The organism is Shewanella sp. SM68, assembly GCF_025653925.1.
In the GTDB taxonomy this organism is placed as follows: domain Bacteria; phylum Pseudomonadota; class Gammaproteobacteria; order Enterobacterales; family Shewanellaceae; genus Shewanella; species Shewanella oncorhynchi.
Map to the genome: position 1 here is coordinate 157,222 of NZ_JAKKRU010000007.1, position 16,544 is coordinate 173,765.

The 16,544-nt window shown below is 44.0% G+C and carries 14 protein-coding genes; 9 read left to right on the forward strand and 5 right to left on the reverse strand.

Going from position 1 to position 16,544, the window contains the following annotated elements; all coding sequences use genetic code 11:
- Positions 1 to 68 precede the first annotated feature (68 nt).
- Entirely contained in the window at positions 69 to 560 is a 492-nt protein-coding gene (gene smpB, locus L5M40_RS13175; protein ID WP_006080832.1) for an SsrA-binding protein SmpB, read from the reverse strand.
- A 278-nt stretch (positions 561 to 838) separates the two neighbouring features.
- Here smpB and L5M40_RS13180 point away from each other — a divergent pair, with 278 nt between their 5' ends.
- Complete coding sequence (locus L5M40_RS13180) at positions 839 to 1,276, forward strand: type II toxin-antitoxin system RatA family toxin (RefSeq protein WP_028760728.1); 438 nt, start codon at positions 839 to 841, stop codon at positions 1,274 to 1,276.
- Entirely contained in the window at positions 1,266 to 1,598 is a 333-nt protein-coding gene (locus L5M40_RS13185; RefSeq protein WP_263176700.1) for an RnfH family protein, read from the forward strand. Before L5M40_RS13180 ends, L5M40_RS13185 begins: the two co-directional genes overlap by 11 nt.
- Positions 1,599 to 1,687: 89 nt before the next feature.
- Here the strand turns inward: L5M40_RS13185 and L5M40_RS13190 are convergent, their stop codons facing one another.
- Positions 1,688 to 2,179: an outer membrane protein assembly factor BamE gene (locus L5M40_RS13190; protein WP_263256748.1), complete on the reverse strand. Its 492-nt coding sequence runs from the start codon at positions 2,177 to 2,179 to the stop codon at positions 1,688 to 1,690.
- Between the two features lie 429 nt (positions 2,180 to 2,608).
- Between L5M40_RS13190 and L5M40_RS13195 the strand changes: the two genes are divergently transcribed.
- From L5M40_RS13195 to L5M40_RS13210, 4 genes are all read left to right on the forward strand, one after another.
- Entirely contained in the window at positions 2,609 to 3,400 is a 792-nt protein-coding gene (locus L5M40_RS13195) for an SAM-dependent methyltransferase (RefSeq protein WP_028760726.1), read from the forward strand.
- Between the two features lie 58 nt (positions 3,401 to 3,458).
- A complete protein-coding gene (locus L5M40_RS13200) occupies positions 3,459 to 3,671 on the forward strand; it encodes a hypothetical protein (RefSeq protein WP_173246043.1) in 213 nt (70 codons plus the stop codon).
- A 63-nt stretch (positions 3,672 to 3,734) separates the two neighbouring features.
- A complete protein-coding gene (locus tag L5M40_RS13205; RefSeq protein ID WP_263176728.1) occupies positions 3,735 to 5,468 on the forward strand; it encodes a GGDEF domain-containing protein in 1,734 nt (577 codons plus the stop codon).
- Between the two features lie 330 nt (positions 5,469 to 5,798).
- Positions 5,799 to 7,568, forward strand: coding sequence for a monovalent cation:proton antiporter-2 (CPA2) family protein (locus L5M40_RS13210; RefSeq protein WP_105249794.1), 1,770 nt, complete (start codon positions 5,799 to 5,801; stop codon positions 7,566 to 7,568).
- Between the two features lie 92 nt (positions 7,569 to 7,660).
- Here L5M40_RS13210 and L5M40_RS13215 read toward each other — a convergent pair whose 3' ends face one another.
- Positions 7,661 to 10,105 (reverse strand): TonB-dependent receptor, encoded by a 2,445-nt coding sequence (locus L5M40_RS13215; RefSeq protein WP_263176703.1) that lies wholly within the window; start codon positions 10,103 to 10,105, stop codon positions 7,661 to 7,663.
- Between the two features lie 860 nt (positions 10,106 to 10,965).
- Between L5M40_RS13215 and aceB the strand changes: the two genes are divergently transcribed.
- The 3 genes from aceB to L5M40_RS13230 all read left to right on the forward strand — a co-directional run bounded on the left by aceB (position 10,966) and on the right by L5M40_RS13230 (position 14,985).
- Positions 10,966 to 12,615, forward strand: coding sequence for a malate synthase A (gene aceB, locus L5M40_RS13220; protein WP_263256750.1), 1,650 nt, complete (start codon positions 10,966 to 10,968; stop codon positions 12,613 to 12,615).
- Between the two features lie 140 nt (positions 12,616 to 12,755).
- Positions 12,756 to 14,081, forward strand: a complete 1,326-nt coding sequence (aceA, locus tag L5M40_RS13225; protein ID WP_263256751.1) for an isocitrate lyase — start codon at positions 12,756 to 12,758, stop codon at positions 14,079 to 14,081.
- A gap of 535 nt (positions 14,082 to 14,616) precedes the next feature.
- Entirely contained in the window at positions 14,617 to 14,985 is a 369-nt protein-coding gene (locus L5M40_RS13230; protein ID WP_006080843.1) for an acyl-CoA thioesterase, read from the forward strand.
- Positions 14,986 to 15,065: 80 nt separating this feature from the next.
- Here the strand turns inward: L5M40_RS13230 and L5M40_RS13235 are convergent, their stop codons facing one another.
- Together L5M40_RS13235 and L5M40_RS13240 are read right to left on the reverse strand one after the other, a co-directional pair.
- Positions 15,066 to 15,272 (reverse strand): hypothetical protein, encoded by a 207-nt coding sequence (locus L5M40_RS13235; RefSeq protein ID WP_028760719.1) that lies wholly within the window; start codon positions 15,270 to 15,272, stop codon positions 15,066 to 15,068.
- A 288-nt stretch (positions 15,273 to 15,560) separates the two neighbouring features.
- Positions 15,561 to 15,926 carry a hypothetical protein gene (locus L5M40_RS13240; protein WP_028760718.1) on the reverse strand — a complete coding sequence of 122 codons (366 nt, stop codon included), beginning with the start codon at positions 15,924 to 15,926 and terminating at the stop codon, positions 15,561 to 15,563.
- Positions 15,927 to 16,544 lie beyond the last annotated feature (618 nt).

The window sequence follows — 16,544 nt, forward strand, 5'->3', positions numbered from 1 at the left end:
AATTTGATTGTAACCCGTAGCACTATGATCACCTAGCATCATTTACTTCAAGTTCAATCGTTTGTTCATTATCCGTGCGTTTTTTCTTTTTTCATCACGCGGGCTTTTTCAACTTCCCATTCACGCGCTTTAGTATCTTCGCGCTTATCGTGATCTTTCTTACCTTTACCTAGACCAATTTCCACTTTCACCCATGCACCTTTACGCCAGTACATTGAGATAGGAATAATAGAGTAGCCTTGGCGCTCAACTAAGCCCGCTAGTTTATCTAGCTCTTTACGGCTGAGTAGCAGCTTTTTCAAGCGTAGGGGATCGCAGACAACGTGTGTCGATGCCGTATTCAAGGGAATAATGGTGCAGCCATGCATAAAGGCTTCGCCATTTTTCAGGAATACGTAACAGTCGGACAAGTTGACCTTACCCATACGGATAGATTTCACTTCCCATCCCATAAGGGATAGGCCGGCTTCCATTTTCTCTTCGAAACGGTATTCGAAGGTTGCGCGCTTATTACGTGCGATAGTCGCAGGCGCGGCTTTGCTTGAATTTTTCTTTACCATAGTGGCGCCATTATACGCACGGTGAATCAATTTGGTATTGATATAAGGGTTTATTTAGTTAATTTCAAGCCTCTATCGTGTTATTGCTGGTTTTTTGAACGTGATTAGGGGGTTGAGTATCAGCCTAAGTGCACAAGGGGTGCGTTTTTTACGTATCGTGATAAAATCCGTGCAAATTTTGATTGCTGGCCTAAGTTGTTTATTGCACGTGCGTTATTTTCGTGCGTTTGAGTTTGCTTAGGTCGCTGTGAATACGTTAGTGAAGAGTACTAAGTCCTATGCCGCAAATTTCTCGAAGTGTGTTAGTCCGTTTTAGTGCGATGCAAATGTATGACTTAGTGAATGATGTCGAGTCGTATAAGGAATTTTTACCCGGTTGTGTGGGTGGCAAAGTCTTAGAATTTGATGGCAAGACTATGTTGGCATCTGTTGATGTGAGTAAAGCGGGGATCCGTAAGACATTTACGACTCGCAACCAAGTGGTTCCTGGTAAGAGTATTGATTTAACATTGGAAAATGGGCCCTTTAAGCATTTATTGGGGCAGTGGCGTTTTACTGAGCTGACTGAAGAGGCCTGCAAGGTAGAATTCGAGCTGAGTTTTGAGTTTTCAAGTTCGTTAGCCGATATGGCCTTTGGTAAAGTGTTTAATGATCTTATGGTATCAATGGTGACGGCATTTACGAGTCGCGCTAAGGTGATTTACAGTGATAAATGAGACAGATAAGTTTGTAGTTGATGTGGTTTATGCCTTGCCTACACAGCAAAAAGTGATTTCGGTGAATGTGAATCCCGGCACGTCAGCGATTGAGGTTGTGCGTTTAAGTAACATTGTAAGCTTTTTTCCTGAGATCGATTTAGACACGGTTAAGCTCGGTGTGTTTAGTAATGTGATTAAGCATGACCAAGTGATTTTACCGGGGCAAAGGGTTGAGATTTATCGTCCTTTGATTGCTGATCCTAAGGATGTGCGTCGTCGCCGAGCAGATAAAGCTAAAGATGAAGGCCGCGCGAATAAAGTGACGGGCGGACGGGCTTAAATACTGACATCATTGCTCAATAAAAAAGCGCCCTTGGGCGCTTTTTTGTATTTGATTGACTGAGAAGAGCATTAGCAAAGTTTAGGATATTACTTAATTGGTTTTTGAACTTGCGCTTCAGCTTGATTTTCTTTAACTAATGGCTTTTCATCGGCGCGCTGTGCTGGAATTTGTGGCACTAGCTCAGTTTTATTACCTGTTGGTAAGCTGCTTTGCTCTAGCGGCGTACTAAATTCTTTGCTCAGTTCATAATCGCCTTTCACTGAGGTAAGTTTATCGCCCGTAAAGTGCAGTATGAGTTCTTTATGCGTAATGCTGGCATCACGCCCACTCTTGTAGTGATACACGTAGTACCAAGTATCGTCAGCAAAACTATCTCGTAATACCGGACGGCCGAGAATGTATTCGGCTTGTTCTTTGGTCATGTCAATGCGCAACTTTTCAACTTGTTGCGGTTCCATGTAGTTGCCCTGTGGAATGTCAGGCTTATAAATCAACCAATCGAACACGCTACAGGCACTGAGTGAAACAGAGAGCGCCATAGCGCCCAGTAGGGTAAGACTTTGCTTTTTATTGATCATTGTATGCGCTACTTCTGAAAATCTGGCGGCCATAATACCCAAGCATTCCCCCTCATGACAAGGGCAATCGGGCTTTGCAACCGTCATAGATCTAATTGTGTGACTTTTCGACCCAGTATGTTGGCTTTAGTTCTCAATCTTTAAGGATATTTATTCGCTAAAGTCATATGGGGCTAAGAGTATGATTTTCGGCTTCTAGAGCCGTACAGGTTTACTGTTGGCTGGATTGGGAAAGAGTAAATGTGAGCGATTTCTTCTTTAAAGCCAAGCAATTAGTTAGTAAGTCGATAGACAGTATGTGTGGCGATAAACATAGTAATCTCATTAAAATCAGATTAAAGTTACCGATATGTTTTTATTGTGTTCTTGTACTGTGGCTTTTTTGCCGTAAGTTTGCAGTGTTCGAAATAAAATAGTGGGATAGATGCATTGGGCTCTTTAGTTTGCGTAGGTACAGGTTTACAACTGGCCGGACAGATCAGTGTGATGAGTCGTAGTTATATTGAGCACGCTGATGTCGTGTTTTCACTCTTGCCCGATGGTTTTTCGCAGCGTTGGATCCAGAACATTAATCCCAATGTCATTAATTTACAGCCGTTTTATGCACAAAATGGTGAAGTTAAAAATCGCCGAGAAACCTATGAACAAATGGTTAATTCTATATTGGAGGCGGTGAGGGCTGGCAAAAAAACCGTTTGTGCACTCTATGGTCATCCTGGAGTCTTTGCCTGTGTTTCCCATATGGCGATTACGCGGGCGAGGGCAGAAGGGTTTTCAGCGAAGATGGAGCCGGGGATTTCTGCCGAGGCGTGTTTATGGGCTGATCTGGGTATTGACCCCGGTAGCTCTGGGCATCAAAGCTTTGAAGCTAGCCAGTTTATGTTTTTTAATCATGTGCCCGATCCGACAACCCATTTATTGTTATGGCAAATTGCGATTGCTGGTGAACATACCTTAACTCAGTTCCATACTACGAGTGACAGGCTGCAGATTTTGGTTGAACAACTGAATCAATGGTATCCGCGAGATCATCAAGTGGTGATCTACGAAGCTGCTAATCTGCCAGTTCAAGCCCCTAGAATTGAGTATTTGCCGTTGAGTAAGCTGCCCGAGGCAAACTTGTCTCCGATCAGTACTTTACTGATCCCGCCAGCAAAAAAACTCGAATACAACTATGCTATTTTAACTAAATTAGGCATTAGACCTGAAGATTTAGGCTAATTGTGAGTGCTGTACTTCTGAGCTGAATTCGGGAGTCATCATATAAATAAGGAAAGGTATGTCTGCATTATCGGATTTTTTTACCCAGTTAGGCCAAGATGCACAACTGATGGAAGCGTATCAACAGGACCCTGAGTCCGTTATGCGTGCCCATGGGTTAACTGATGAAGAAATTAGCGCTGTAATGACAGGGGATATGACAAAACTAAAAGTTTTGAGTGGCGACCAAAATTATCAAACATTTATTTTAGTCAATCATGGTAATAATTAACTAATCTTGAAACGGTTACGTTGTGCCCTATTAGCCATCTTCGCCTTGTGTTCGACAGCTTTGATGGCTAACTCTCTCGATTTTGATCAGGCACTCAATGAGCTTGATGTATTACTGCAATCTGATCTTAGTGCTGCGCAGAAAAAGCTTGCCGAATATGAGAAAGAATTCAGTCGTTTAACTACAATACAACAAGGACGACTGAGGATAGATAGAGCGATAGGTTATTTTTTCATCGGTGAATATACTAAAGCGTTAGATGATCTACACCAAGCCGAAACCTTAGTGACAAATACTGATTTATTGGCGTCAGTTTATAGTTACAAAGCCACGGTATATATAGGGATCCGTGACTATGACAAAGCCTTGGCTGCAGTCGCTCAAGCATTAGCCCTAGTGGTGAATATTGATGATGTCACAATTAAACGGCACTCATATCTAAGAATTGCCAATATTTATTCCGAAATGGACGCTTATAGCGATATGGGCCTTTATGCCAATAAGGTGCTACAACTCGCAAAGGAAACCGATGTCCGCGATATTTGTCATGCCAAATTGTTGCGCGCTATTTATTTACTCGGCGTGAAAAATCCCGATGCCTTCGATGCCTTCGAAGATAGCCGTCAATACTGTGATGCGAAGCAATTCCCCCTTCTGGCGACTATGTCGATGAAAGGCAAAGCTATGGTTTTGCAGGATCGGGGCGACTTTTTAGGCGCGAGAGTGATTCTGCTATTAGCCTTAAAAGGGTATGAAGCTTTTCAATTTCAGTTAGAAATTAGCCATGTGCATGCACTACTTGCCGAGAATTACTTTGCCATGGGTGAGCAGGTTCAAGCGAAAAGTCACGCCGTTAAAGTGCTTTCATTCCCCGATGATAATAGCTACATCGAATATAAGCATATTGCATATAAGGTATTTGCCGAACTGATGGCGGCGGATAAACAATTTGAGCAAGCCTATGAATACACAAGAAAAGAACAATATTATAATCAATTGATTTTTGACCAATCTAGAATGAAAACCCTCGCTTATCAGGCGGCTAAGTTTAATGCTGATGAACAGTCGCGTGAAATCAATTTACTCAATAAAGAGCGTGAACTTTACATCGCTCAGCAAATGGTAAAAGAGCGGGAATACACCAATATGCTGATGTTTATCACTATTCTAGTCGGTGGGCTGTTCTTCCTTGGGATTTTGTTAGCCGTAGGTCAGATGCAGAAACGTAAGTTTATGCGTATGGCGAGAATGGATGCCTTAACAGGCATATTGAATCGTGGTGCAGGGCAAGAGTTGGGAGAAAACCTTTTTGTGCAAGCCACGGCGCGTAGCGGGGATTTCTGTGTCATTTTATTCGATTTAGATTTCTTCAAACGCATCAACGATTCTTTTGGTCATGGAACTGGCGATTGGGCGCTTAAAAAGGTGGTTGACTCCCTTAAATCCCATATCCGAAATGGTGATGTTTTTGCTCGTATCGGCGGTGAGGAGTTTGCAATTTTATTACCCTATGCCGATGAAGAGAAAGGCATGGAAGTGGCGGAGCAATGTCGAGCTCGTATCGAGGCCATTGATACCCAACATTCAGGGCATAAGTTCGTCATAACGGCGAGTTTTGGCGTGAGCGGTTTAATGGCTGATGATCTGAGTTTGGATCCATTATTTCACCGAGCCGACATGGCGCTCTATGCCGCTAAGGCCAATGGCCGCAACACCGTAGTACGCTATTCTGACATATTAAAATGTGACAAGCAGGCAACTGATTTACGGCGTCATATCGCATCGCCCTCTGTGTAATGCAAGTCGAGTGAGCATTTAGTCTCATCCAGAGTTGGCAAGCCCTTCCTGGTTTTATCCTTCTTTAGTTTATTGCTCACTTTTTATTTTGCAGCCACTCACTAAAATGCGATAACAGTCTAAGGTGTCTCTAAGCGCTCCTTTACTCTGCTTTGTTGCTCCAGTTGATTTCCTCTACGCTTAAGTGTTTTTCGTATCAAAATTTCTCATTTTTAATGAATTGCCTTGACCTTGTTAATAAATAAATGGGATATCATAGCTGATAATTGCCTAGCTATTGCTGGGTCCTTACATAGAACAATGCGCATTCCTTTTTCCGTTGGAGCCTTCATGGAACAGTCGAGTTTACTCACGTCGGTGCTGCTATTTTTATTGGCGGCGGTTATTTTTGTTCCCTTGGGTAAACGTTTTGGCGCGGGTCCTATTCTTTCCTATTTGGCCGCAGGGATTATTTTAGGCCCAGGTGGTATGGCGTTGGTTTCTGATCCTGCAGCCGTGTTGCATTTTGCCGAGTTAGGTGTGGTACTTATGCTGTTTGTACTTGGACTCGAATTGAATCCAAGTAAATTATGGGAACTTCGCAGTGCTATCTTTGGTTTAGGCAGTGGTCAGCTGTTGTTGTCATGGGCTGCGATTGGAGGTTTGGCTTGGGGCTTTGGCTTGTCTATTGAGGCGGCTTTAGTGGTTGGCGCCGCGCTATCTTTATCATCGACAGCCTTTGCCGTGCAGTTAATGAGTGAGCATAGGTTGCTCACAACCCCACTTGGACGTGATGCTTTTGGGGTCTTGTTAATGCAAGATCTTGCGGTTATCCCTATGTTGTTGCTGACAGCATATTTGGCGCCCAATTCTGCTCAGATTGAACATCATGCGGTGCCTTGGTACTGGACGTGTCTTGCGCTCGTTGGTTTTGTGTTAGTGGGAAAATATTTACTGCCTAAATTCCTTAAACTAGTGGCAAGCAGTGGGGTGCGTGAAGTGCTCACCGCTTTTGCATTATTACTGGTCATGGGTAGCGCTGAGTTAATGGAGTGGTTGGGACTTTCTGCGGGCATGGGGGCATTTTTGGCGGGTATAATGCTCGCTAACTCAAGTTATCGGCACCAGCTCGAAACTGACATAGAACCTTTTAAAGGCTTATTGCTTGGGCTGTTTTTCATGGCTGTCGGTATGAGTATGGATTTGAAATTATTGATATCTGATCCGTTACTTATTCTGGGCATTTTAATGGCTATGTTGCTGATTAAAACCTTTGTGCTGATGGTGTTGGGGCGCATTCGGCACCACAAATGGCGGCCTAGTATTGCACTAGGGTTGATCCTTGCTGAAGGGGGCGAATTTGCCTTTGTGCTGTTATCTCAGGCGCAGCTATCTGGTATTGTCGGCGATAAAATTGCGCAAGTCCTTGTGCTTGCTATTGGTTTGTCTATGGCAGTAACGCCTCTATTATTTACTTTGTTCCGAGCAACTAAAGCCAAAGTGGTGGATACTCGTCTGCCAGATACGATTAATGTCACCGAATCTGAAGTGGTGATTGCTGGATTTGGTCGAGTAGGCCAGATCACGGGGCGTATTTTGGCCTCATCAGGTATCCCTTTTGTCGCATTGGATAAGGATGCGAGTCATGTGGATGTGATTCGTAAATACGGTGGTGAAGTGTATTTTGGTGATGCCAGACGCTTAGACATGTTGATGTCGGCGGGGATTGCTCGGTCTAGATTACTATTGCTTGCCGTGGACAGTGTTGAGGATTCCATTGAAATTGCTCAGCAAGTGAAAACGCATTTTCCCCATATCAACATAGTCGCGCGGGCGAGGGACCGTAACCATGCTTATCGTTTGATGAGCCTTGGGGTGACGGATGTGTTTCGTGAGACCTTTGGTTCGGCGCTATCGGCCAGTGAGAAGATTCTCCAAGGTCTAGGTTTATCGCAGGTACAAGCCAACGAGCGGGTAAAAATCTTTGCTGAGCATGATAAGAAACTGGTGATTGCGAGTGCGGCTCATCAGAATGATTTAGCGACGTTAATCAATCTATCGAATAAGGGTAAGGCAGAGTTGGAATCCCTTATGCGTGGTGATAGGGAGAATGTGAGCTAATGTTGTCACTCTGATTTGGATATAAAAAGAGAGCATAAATGCTCTCTTTTTTATTGGTTTAAAACATCAAATTTAACGCTGATGTTTAGGTGTTAAAAGCTATAGCTGTATTGCAGTTTGACGTTGCGTTCTTCACCCGGCATACCTCCGAGGAACATGGCTTTACTGTAATAGTCTTTATTGAAAAGGTTATTGATGTTCAGCTGGATTTTCCAAGAATCCGCGTTGTAGCTTACTGCCGAGTCAACGACGGTATAGCTAGGCACGTAACCGTCTGGAATACCAAATGAGCTTGAGTGCGTACTGCGATCATCGACAAATTTTGCACCAAGGCTCAGCTCGATTGGGCTTGATAATCTAAACCAATCCGCGCCATAGGTAACCCAAGCACTGGCGGTGACATAAGGCACACCTTTTTGACGGCTGTCGTAATTTGCGACGTCATTCGGGTTTTGCTTATCCCTTGCATCTTGGTACATGCCATTAAGGTTAACGCGCCATTGATCATTCAGGTGGGCATTGAGATCGAGTTCGACCCCCTGAGTATCTTCGCTGCCATCATAAAAATACACGGGAATATTAGGGGTTAATATGCCATTGGTATAATCAGGGTTGTTATAGGCGACATTAGTACGCGAGCTTTTAAAGAATACCAGTGAGCCAAGCAATTGATCCTCAAATGCTTTAAAGCGCATACCTACATCATTGCTAATTGATTCTGAATCATCTCGATCGGTAGCATTATCTTTTACTGCATCAAGTACACTGTAAGCGGTGCGCCCTTTAGAATGGTTGATGAAAAATGATAAATCCTCAATTGGCATGTAGGTTAACCCTAGGTTATAGGTCATACCGTTATCTGTGGTATCGGCTTCTGGTGTTGCTTGGGATTGGCTAGTGCTATAGCGTGGATCAACACCAAAGTGCTCATAGGCTTGTTTAATCTCATTAAAGGCAACACCAATACGCGTGGTAAAGCCGTATGGCAGATAACTGACATGTTGTAAGCCTACGCCCCAAGCGCTGACTTTTTTGTCATAGTTAGCGGTTTTGAGTGGGTCATAGTCCTCGAATTTACCTGTGCCCCAATTAGGATTGCGGATGTCGTATATATAAGGCAGAGATCCTTGGTAAATGATTTTGCCATCTTTGTTTTTAAAGATTTGATCCGCATCGTAGATAGAATATTGCTGGAAGCGAATATTACGGTCTTCATAGTTGGCATTGACCAATAATTCATTGTCTATATTGCTAATTTGGAAGTCATAACGTAAATCGGCAAAGTACTGCCACGAAGTCTCGTCGGCATCAACTTTACGGTATTCCTGACGTCTTGCAGCAAAAGGATAAAGTTCGCCGTTTTCAACTAATGGCGCGCGGGGATCAGCGTTGATCGGGTTTTTGCCTTGTTTCCAGTAGACGTAGTTATAAGCACCTGTTTGGCGGGCGAAGCCTGAAGTGTAGTCGCGATACTGTAATTGCTGATTAAGAAACAGACTATCGTTGAAGTAAATATTGTGGGTTAGTTTAAATCTTAACTCTTCGCCTTCATTGTCCTTCGCCATGGGTGAAATCAGCCCTGCATCACCAAACGAATAGGGCCTTAAGCCATCAGCGCCCGACAACGAGGCCGCTAACTGCTGACGCTGTGCATCGGTGAGTTGTAGACCATTACCGTTGGGATCATTAACCAGATCTTGCCACGTGACCTCGCCCGCGCTCTTACCGCCGACTGAATCGGCATTGTAAATTCGAATCGGGTGGCCAATAGAGTCAACGGCAATAGCATCTTTGATGTAAGCACCTGAAAGCATTAAATCTTGGCTATCACTTAATACCCATTTCAAGGCGCCATAGATTTCGTCTCTGTCTGTACCTATATCGCGATAGCCATCACTGCGGCCGGATTTTGCCACTAAACGGTAGGCGACATCATCGCTCAGACCGCCCGTGCTATCCAGAGCAAGGGAGTAGGTATCCCATTGCCCAACTTCGGCGGTAAATTTGTTTTTTGACTCGAATTGCGGTTTTTTCTCAATTAAATTGATGACGCCGCCAGCACTCCCCATGCCATAGAGTCCAGTCGCTGGGCCTTTTAATACTTCTACGGATTCAACGTTGGTTAAAGAGCGCGTGGGGTTGAAAGTGTTACCAAGGCCAGCACCGCCATACATACCGTCATAGGTGTAATTTGCGCCTAAACCACGGATGACTATGTTGTCACCGATGCCATAGTTATTACCCGCTTGAGTCACACCACTGATGTTACGGATCAAGTCTTGCAGATTATCTGTACCTTGGGTTTCGATCAGTTCTTGGTCAACAATCACTACAGCTGCAGGGGTTTCCATGAGAGACATGTCTGATTTAGTCGCTAGCCCTGAATTTTTCACCACTGAGTTTTGTCTGCCATAAACCGTGATGCGCTCAACGTTGGCTTCAGTATTTGCTGATACCGAGTTAGCTTCGGCGGATGCAGTTTGCGATAAAACGGAAAGGCAGGTGAGTGCAGTTAGTGACAAACGAAATGATTTCATTAATGGTTCCCCCAAATAAATAGGTCGCGAATAGTAATGATTTGCATTTAAGTTGGCAACATATGTTTCAGATGTCGTGGTTGAAATGTGCAGTGCTGCGAATAAGTGTTACGAAAAGGCATGTATTTGAGGAAGTAAGGTATGGGTTCTCGCAGGATAAAAGCTTCATAAAAAGTCGCGTCTAAGCTCCATCCCGCTGTAATGTCAAATTTGTTTCATTTTTTTTATAAAAAAGTGATTTATTTTTTGAGTTAACCATCACATCCCACCTTGTTGATCGGGAAACGCAACCTGGTACTTAGTTTGAATCGCACACGATACTTATTTCGTTTACGTAAACGTCAAAATGAAACGGTCGTTTTAATTTGTGGCAATAGCAACAGTCTTTATCATTATGATTTATATGAATTTATCTGACTTACCTCTAGGTTAGTTCAAAACATTGAGCATTTTCTACTTAGGTCCAATAGAGTAAAAAATATGTAATAATAAATTTACTATTGGTTATTTAATTACGTAATTAATTACTTTGCGTATTGATTGGTAAAGTTGTCTGACAAGTTTCATTTAACTGCAATTGCCATATGTGATTAAAATGTTTAATTGCATATTTATCAGTTGTTTGTTGTTTATTTTATTGCTTGGTCAGACCAATTTTAGCATGGCTTTTACTTAGGTTAATGCATGTTTTTGTCAATCTTGGACTGTTGCAAATACAAACGTTTGTCGGTAAGTTTTAGTTCGAAACAAACATTTGATGGTTTTTTGGTGAGTTTATAAGCAGTGGTGATTGGGGATGCTACTGCTTTATATGTCAGCGTTAAGCCTGTGATAGTGGAGCCTCTTGGGAGGGCATCAAGATGACGGAACACACTTTGAGTGAACAGCAATTGAATTCGACACTGGGTAAAGCTACAGCAAACGCCACGCTTAATATTGTGGGTCGTGACATTCCAGGCCAAGAAGTCATATTTACCGAAGGGGCTGTCGCCTTACTCGAATCCCTTTGTCGTGAATTTGCCGACGAAGTACCCGCCTTACTCGCTAAACGTAAAGATAAGCAAGCGCGTATCGATAAAGGATCATTACCAGACTTTCTGCCTGAAACCCGAGCTATTCGTGATGGTGCATGGCAAATTCGCGGTATTCCCGATGACTTGCTTGACCGCCGCGTAGAAATCACAGGTCCCGTTGAACGTAAGATGGTGATTAACGCACTCAACGCCAATGCCAAAGTGTTTATGGCCGATTTCGAAGATTCTTTAGCACCAAGCTGGGAAAAAGTCGTCGAAGGTCAAATCAATCTACGTGATGCCGTGCGGGGTGATATTGAGTACACAGCACCGGACACGGGTAAGCACTATAAATTAGGACCAAATCCGGCAGTGCTTATCTGCCGCGTTCGTGGTCTGCACCTTAAAGAAAAACACGTACAGTTTAATGGCAAAGCGATTCCTGGCTCACTGTTTGATTTCGCACTGTATTTCTACCACAACTATCGCCAACTTTTGGCCAAGGGCAGTGGTCCATATTTTTATATTCCTAAGTTAGAAAGTCATATTGAAGCGCGCTGGTGGGCAAAAGTGTTTGCTTTTGTTGAGGAAAGGTTTTGTCTGCAAGCGGGCACGATTAAATGTACTTGCTTGATTGAGACTTTGCCTGCCGTGTTCGAAATGGACGAAATTCTCTATGAACTACGTTCCAATATCGTCGCACTGAACTGTGGTCGTTGGGATTACATCTTCAGCTATATCAAAACATTAAAACGTCATAGCGACCGAGTCTTACCGGATCGCCAAGCCGTCACTATGGATACGCCTTTCTTAAGCGCTTATTCAAGACTCTTGATTAAGACCTGCCACAAACGCGGGGCATTAGCGATGGGCGGCATGGCAGCCTTTATTCCAGCCAAAGATCCGGTTCAGAACGAAGCGGTATTGCAGCGGGTGCGTAAGGATAAAGAACTAGAAGCGCGTAACGGCCACGATGGCACTTGGGTCGCGCACCCTGGCCTTGCCGATACCGCTATGGGGATTTTCAACGAATACATAGGCCAAGATCACTGTAATCAATTACATATTACCCGTGATGTAGACGCGCCAATTCTGGCTAGTGAGTTACTTAAAACCTGCGATGGTGAGCGCACTGAACAAGGGATGCGTCTGAACATTCGTATCGCCCTGCAGTATTTAGAGGCGTGGATCAGCGGCAACGGTTGTGTACCTATTTACGGCTTAATGGAAGATGCGGCTACGGCTGAGATCTCTAGAGCCTCAATTTGGCAATGGATCCAACACGGTAAGTCGCTGTCAAACGGCAAATTAGTGACCAAACAACTCTTTAAAGACATGTTGGTTGAAGAGCTGTCGAACGTGAAAAAAGAAGTGGGTAGCGACAGATTCACCCATGGCAAATTCACCCAAGCGGCGGTATTGCTTGAAGACATTACCACCTCCGACGAGCTGGTCGATTTCTTAACCTTACCCGGTTACGAAATGCTGACAGCTTAGAATGAACTCATTTGCTTGAACCGTTTTAGGTAAACCAGATTTAGCTGTGGCGGGGCTACCGCCAACCAAACAATTTAGCAGAGTGAAACTGGGGGGCAGTTTCATGATAGCTACAACATCAAAGATAAAGGAGCGACACTATGACTAAGGCAACGACTCAGACTTCACGTCAAGAGCAGATTGATGCAATCAAGCAAGATTGGGCAGAAAACCCACGTTGGAAAAACGTGCGTCGTCCTTATACCGCAGAAGAAGTGGTTGCGCTTCGCGGTTCAATCGTGCCTGAGAATACTATCGCTAAGCGCGGTGCAGCTAAGTTATGGGAATTGGTTAACGGTGGCGCTAAAAAAGGCTATGTGAATTCATTGGGTGCGTTAACGGGTGGTCAAGCGGTACAACAGGCGAAAGCGGGTATCGAAGCGATTTACCTTTCAGGTTGGCAAGTGGCAGCCGATGCTAACTTAGCCGGCACTATGTACCCAGATCAATCTTTATACCCAGCCAATTCAGTGCCAGCTGTGGTGTCACGCATCAATAACTCATTCCGTCGTGCTGACCAAATTCAGTGGGGCAATGGCGTTAATCCAGAAGATGAAAAATTTGTTGATTACTTTCTGCCAATTATTGCTGACGCAGAAGCGGGCTTTGGCGGCGTATTAAATGCCTTCGAACTGATGAAGTCGATGATCGACGCGGGCGCTGCCGGTGTTCACTTTGAAGATCAGTTAGCTTCAGTGAAAAAATGTGGCCATATGGGTGGCAAAGTATTAGTGCCAACCCAAGAAGCGGTACAAAAGCTGGTTGCTGCACGTTTAGCAGCGGACGTGAGCGGTGTCGATACGCTGGTTATTGCCCGTACCGATGCTAACGCGGCCGATTTGTTAACTTCAGATTGCGACCCATACGATCGTGATTTCGTGACTGGCGAGCGCACCAATGAAGGTTTCTACCGTGTGAAAGCAGGTCTTGACCAAGCGATTTCTCGCGGTCTAGCTTACGCCCCTTATGCGGATTTGATTTGGTGTGAAACCGCTAAACCGGATCTTGAAGAAGCACGTGTTTTTGCTGAAGCGATTCATGCTCAGTACCCAGAACAACTGCTTGCTTATAACTGTTCGCCTTCGTTCAACTGGAAGAAAAATCTGGACGACGCCACTATCGCGCGCTTCCAACAAGCATTGTCAGACATGGGCTACAAGTACCAGTTCATCACTTTAGCCGGCATCCACAACATGTGGTACAACATGTTCGACCTCGCTTACGACTATGCTCGTGGCGAAGGTATGAAGCATTATGTTGAGAAAGTTCAAGAAGTTGAGTTTGCTGCAGCGAAGAAAGGTTACACCTTCGTGGCGCATCAACAGGAAGTGGGCACAGGTTATTTCGACCAAGTGACTACGGTTATTCAAGGTGGCCATTCTTCCGTGACTGCACTGACAGGGTCTACCGAAGAAGAGCAGTTTTAAGCAGTAAACAGCGCTTAGGATGATCCATTGTGATTGTGGATCAATCCTTAGCACGCCTTATGCTGATGTATGTGGTGAGGCGTGGTGGTAAAACTCGAAGTAAAGAGCAAGGCGGACTGTGATGAGTTACCGAGCTTGAAGCCTAAATCTCGAGTTGAGTATGAAAGAGTGTTACCTGTAAACCTGTGTTTAGCTGCTTTGCAGCTGTTGTCCCCGTGCAGTTCGCCTACATGAGCTGCGCGGGTTTTTAAGTCAAACCTTGTGACTTAACTTCCTACCCAGTAAGTTTTTGCTTGCCTTAGCTTGGCGACTCTATGAGTCGCTATTTTTTTGCTTATTGGTTCATTATTGTGCTGATTAATATGGTGCAACTCTGATGCGACTTGGTGCAATAATCGGATTATTTTACAGCAGCTTATTGCTATCTCATTGTTATTTAATGGCGATCAATTGTGGCCTGAATAATGCTCTGAATATTACGGGAAGTTATAGAGTATTAAAGCTGATTGTTGGCATTCACATTGAGGTCACCGCCATGAAATATTACAGTCGCCGTTTAGTTAAACCTGAACATTTAAATCCAGCAAATACCCTGTTTGGCGGTCAGTTGCTCAGTTGGATAGATGAGGAGGCCGCTATCTTTGCTGCCTGCCAGATGAAGAGCACCAGCCATGTGACTAAGCTGATTTCTGAAATCAACTTTATGACGCCAGCGCATCAAGGGGATGTGATTGAGTTTGGTCTGGAGCTCGTGAGTCTCGGCCACAGTTCTATTACCGTCAGTTGCCAAGTACGCAATAAGATGACGCAGGCGCCAGTGGTGAGCATAGATAAGATGGTGTTTGTGCATGTCAATGCCCAAGGATTGCCTGTGCCCCATGGTATTCGGGCGAATGCGGCTTAAGGGGCGTGGCGCTTAAAATGCGTGATGCTTAAATGTATAAGATGCTTAAAATGAGCAGTGACGCCTAGGCGTCACTGTCATTAGTCTTTGGTTAAATCTTCTTTTACCGATTTGACCGCATCCCGTGAAGCATGACCTATGGCTTTTGTCGTGTCTCGAGTCGCGTGGCCTATCTCAGTGGTGACTTCTTTAGTCGTTGTGCCGATGGCACGGCCTGCGTCCTTTAAATCCGCACAGGCGGATGTAGCGAGTAATAAAGGAATAATAATGAGCGTCGCTTTATTCATTGTGATGCTAATCCTCAATTTAAGTTCGTAACTCAATTTACTGGGCCTTGCCATTTTTACTGTGCTAAATGACATTCGGGACAATATAACAGATCTTGAGCTGAATCACGCTATGGCGACATTATCTGCTGAGTCGCTGTTGCAATGCTTCTGTTCGAGTATCAACCGAGTGAGTGAAACTAAGAGCATTAAATGACGTCGTGGGTTGAGTTATCTAACTCGACAAATAAAAACGCCAGTGGCGTTTTGCGCACTGGCGTCTAAGGTCGCTAAATAATACTGCAAAGATTATTCGAGTTTGGCTAAGCGTTGTTGATAGTCTTCAATCAGGTGCTGCATGATTTCTTCTGGCGCCGCATCGTCACAGCAATCGTCTAAAAAGATTTTAAAGGTGACTAAGGCATGGCCGTCATTTTTGAGTCTGTCACTCTGCATTGAGAAGTAAGCATCTTCATTTTCGGCTTTACGAACCACAAACTTATTCGTTTCGAAGGTTTTTTCCCCAGAAAGCTCGTGCCATTTAGTGATGCGATTTAACGCGATCTCACAGGACTGGTTCATTTCAATATGATTTAACCAAGTAACGGGATGTTCAGGATCTTTGTAATGTGGACATCTAACTGTGTAGTTATATACATGGGTGATTGCAGTCATAGCGTACCTACCTGTTCGAGGATATTGTTGCCATCATAGGCATCGTTTTTGAATTCGGTCAATCATTAATTAAGTCTATATAGCCTTGATGTTTTTTGACGGAGAAGGATAGTTACTGCATGAAAATTAACCATTTACTTAATCTGTCATGTCTCTATTTAGCATGAGTTTTATGCCAATAACTTTGTGCTAGATCTCAGTTTTGGGTGAAGTTTCGCTTTTGCTGAATTACTGATTAATAAAGCAACAACTTGGTCGTCAGTAAGTCTTATTGATAAAAAGAGCGAACAGCGGAGTAAATAGGTTAATTAAACTTTGATGGGAGCTATATGAGTAAGTGGCAGCATAAGTTGTCGCAGAGGAAATGCAGAAGGTAGAATGGACAGAGGCCCATTCGTTAGAACGGGCCTCTCAGCTGGCTTCATCTTTTGCAGGGAAAAAGCGAACTGGGGCCATCTTATCGGATCTGTAACAGTCTGTAACCCACAGAGATCACGTTTTTTATATCATTTTGCTATGAATATTTTAGGTTCAGATCCTTTCTTCTTGAATATGCTGATTTGTGAGTGTTTTGTCAGTGCAAAGGTGCATAGACACTGAGTTTTATGTTGGTTTTTG